4 protein-coding genes are annotated in these 3,242 nt (G+C 64.9%); all 4 read left to right on the top strand.

Going from position 1 to position 3,242, the window contains the following annotated elements; genetic code table 11:
• On the top strand, positions 1–271 hold a 271-nt coding region (locus ABZE94_RS21045; RefSeq protein WP_372878123.1), incomplete at its 5' end, for an aldehyde dehydrogenase family protein.
• A gap of 43 nt (positions 272–314) precedes the next feature.
• Positions 315–1,619, top strand: coding sequence for an amidohydrolase (locus ABZE94_RS21040; RefSeq protein WP_372878121.1), 1,305 nt, complete (start codon positions 315–317; stop codon positions 1,617–1,619).
• A 207-nt stretch (positions 1,620–1,826) separates the two neighbouring features.
• Positions 1,827–2,087: a hypothetical protein gene (locus ABZE94_RS21035; protein ID WP_372878119.1), complete on the top strand. Its 261-nt coding sequence runs from the start codon at positions 1,827–1,829 to the stop codon at positions 2,085–2,087.
• A gap of 12 nt (positions 2,088–2,099) precedes the next feature.
• Positions 2,100–3,242, top strand: a 1,143-nt coding sequence (gene putP / locus ABZE94_RS21030) for a sodium/proline symporter PutP (protein WP_372878117.1), incomplete at its 3' end; no start/stop codon positions are given.

Genomic DNA, 3,242 nt, shown 5'->3' with positions numbered 1-3,242 from the left:
CGATGACGACGAGGCGGTGCAGCAGGTGCGCAACAGCCGTTATGGCCTCACGGCATCGATTTTCACCCAGTCGCGGCAGCGTGCCGAACGCTTTGTGGCGGCTGTCGATACCGGCACCGTGTATGTCAATCGCTGCAATTTTGTCGATGCCCGGCTTGGCTGGATCGGACAGCGTGCCTCCGGTAACGGCTCGCTGGCGCTGGCCCCCGAGGGGCTGCAGGCCTTCAGTGCGCGCAAATCGGTGAACCTGGATCCCAGCCAGCTGAAATAGATCTGATAGCGGGCGCCAGCGGATGGTGCCCCGGGAGTCTGACATGGCACTACTACCCTCCTGCCCGGATCCCGTGCTGATGCGGGAGCTGAGCGAAACGCGGCGCTGTTTTCACCGTACCCCCGAGCTGTCCTGGACCGAATACCTGACCACGGCGCGGCTGTGCGCCGAGCTCGAAGCCCTGGGCTTTGCCGTTGCCTGGGGGCAAGCGCTTTACGGCACGCAAAAGCCCCCCAATCCGCCGGATGCTGAAACGGATCGTATCGCCTATGCCCGGGCCGAACAGGTGCTCGGTGCCGGCAACCGCTATCTGCCGTCGATGCAGGGCAATCGCACCGGTCTCGTGGCAACCCTGGAAGGCACCTTGCCGGCCGCGGAGCCGGGGCCGGTGTTCGGCTTTCGTTTCGATATCGATGCGCTGCCGATCACGGAAAGCCAGGCCACCGAGCATGTGCCGGCGGCCGAGGGCTTCGCCTCCGAACATGCCGGCATCATGCATGCGTGCGGCCATGACGGCCATCTGACCATTGGCCTTGGCCTGGCGCGTCGGCTGGCGGCCCGCCGCGCGCACTGGGCCGGCAAGGTGCATTTTTTCTTCCAGCCGGCCGAGGAGGTGGCCGGCGGTGGCGCGCTGTTCGCCGGGCTGGCGCAGATGGCCGAGGTGGAACGTTTCCTGACGCTGCACCTGGGGATTGTCGACCGCTACCGGATCATTCTCGACGCCACCTGGATTGCGGCCCGAATCTATGATGTCGTCTTCCACGGCCGCGCCAGCCATGCCGGCAATGCGCCCCAGGACGGCCGCAACGCGCTGCTGGCCGCCTGCCAGGCGGTGCAGGGCCTGTATGCCCTGCCGCGCCACAGCGCCGGCATGTCACGGGTCAATGTCGGGCGCTTCGCCTCCGACAATGCGCACAACGTGATTGCCGACGAGGTGCGATTTCGCTACGAGGTACGTGGCGCCGACAATGCCATCTGCGACTTCATGGCCGTCGCGGCAGAGCAGGTGCTCGACGGCGCGGCCCGCATGAACGGCGTAACCTGGACGCGCGAGCTGTTCGCCGAGTTTTCCAGCTACCCCAACAGCCGGGAGCTGGCCGAACGGGTCGCGGCGACGGCGCTGGAGATCGGCTTGCCCGAGGCACTGCTGCAGGACAGCTTTCTGGTATCGGCCAGCGAGGATGCGGGTTTCCTCATCCAGAAGGTGCGCGAGCAGGGCGGCGAGGCGACTCATCTGATTCTGGGTTCGCCGGTCGGCGGCGGCCACCACTGTGGCACCTTCGACTTCGATGAACAGATGCTGGGCTGGGGCGTACTGCTGTTCGAACGGCTGGTGATGGACGGCTGACGGTGATACGCCGAACGGCCCCTGGGCTACGCGTTTACGATATCGCGGCCGGCGAATGGGTGTCCCCGATTACCCATGCAGCAGAATCGCGCCACCCCGCGCAACGCGTTTGCCGGCGTCTATCAGGTGCGACGAGCGGTAAGGCGGCAGAACTCTCCTATAGTTACTAAGGCCTCCCCGCCGCCGAGGCGCAGTTCGTGCAGGTCGATGGACTGCAACAAAGCTCGTGGGCTCTGGAGTCGGACCTGTACAGGACAGGCGTCGGGCGAGCGTTGCAGTCGCCGCTGGATCGCGGGCTGCGGGGCGCTTCTGCAACTCATCGGGTTCGCCCAACTGATCGCCATGCGCATCAACAACGTGAGGATTCCCATGGAACATGCACTGAGTTTTGCAACCTGGTTCTGGCTGATCGTGCCGATGGGCGGCATCGTTCTGCTGTCACTGGTTACCTACCTGATGGGCAAGTAAGGAGCGACAGCCATGAACATGAGTACCCCCACCCTGGTGACCTTCGTCGTCTACCTGATCGGCATGCTGATCATCGGTTTCGCGTCCTATCGGCTCACCGACAATCTCTCCGACTACGTGCTCGGCGGACGCCGTCTCGGCCCCGGCGTGGCGGCCCTCAGCGCCGGCGCCTCGGACATGAGCGGCTGGCTGCTGCTGGGCCTGCCCGGCGCCCTCTACGCCTCGGGTATGAATCAGGTATGGATCGCCGTGGGCCTGACCATCGGCGCCTACCTGAACTGGCAGTTCGTCGCCCGCCGGCTGCGCGTCTACACCGAGGTGGCCCGCGACGCGATCACGGTGCCCGACTACCTCGAGAACCGCTTTCATGACAGCAGCAAGGTGCTGCGGATGATCTCGGCGGTGGTGATTCTGCTGTTCTTCACCTTCTATACCTCGTCCGGCATGGTGGCCGGCGCGACCCTGTTCGAGAAGAGTTTCGGCATGGAGTACGGCACAGCACTCTGGGTCGGTGCCATCGTCATCATCTCCTACACCTTCCTCGGCGGCTTCCTGGCGGTGTGCTGGACCGACTTCGTGCAGGGCATTCTGATGTTTCTCGCCCTGCTCATGGTGCCGATCGCGGTGATCGCCGCCGATGGCGGCTGGAGCAATACCGTGGCGCAGGTGGCGGCGGTCGATCCCGCCCGTCTCGACATCTTCCACGAGATGACCTTGTTCGGCATCGTCTCGCTGATGGCCTGGGGCCTGGGCTATTTCGGCCAGCCCCATATCGTCGTGCGCTTCATGGGTTTGCGCCGCTCGAGCGACATGCCCATGGCCAAGCTGATCGGCATGACCTGGATGGTGCTCGCGCTCTACGGCGCGATCTTCACCGGCTTCGCCGGCATCGCCTACTTCGCCGAGCAGCCGCTGGCCAACGCCGAGACGGTATTCATCACCCTGTCGCAGCTGCTGTTCAACCCCTGGGTGGCGGGCGTGCTGTTGGCGGCGATCCTGTCGGCGATCATGAGTACCATCGACTCGCAGCTGCTGGTGTCGTCGAGTGCCCTGACCGAGGACTTCTACAAGGCCATGATCCGGCCCAATGCCGGCCAGAAGGAACTGGTGTGGATCGGCCGTGGCACGGTCATCCTGATCGCGCTGATCGCCGTG

It is taken from the genome of Pseudomonas sp., from assembly GCF_041601375.1.
Lineage (GTDB): Bacteria > Pseudomonadota > Gammaproteobacteria > Pseudomonadales > Pseudomonadaceae > Aquipseudomonas.
Note: the sequence above shows the minus strand (reverse complement) of the source record. Positions and strands in the feature narration are given on the sequence as shown.

What these genes read in the sequence shown, in the direction of transcription:
- ABZE94_RS21040 (WP_372878121.1), top strand. Translation starts at nt 315, where the DNA reads ATGGCACTACTACCCTCCTGCCCGGATCCCGTGCTGATGCGGGAGCTG.
- ABZE94_RS21035 (WP_372878119.1), top strand. Translation starts at nt 1,827, where the DNA reads ATGGACTGCAACAAAGCTCGTGGGCTCTGGAGTCGGACCTGTACAGGA.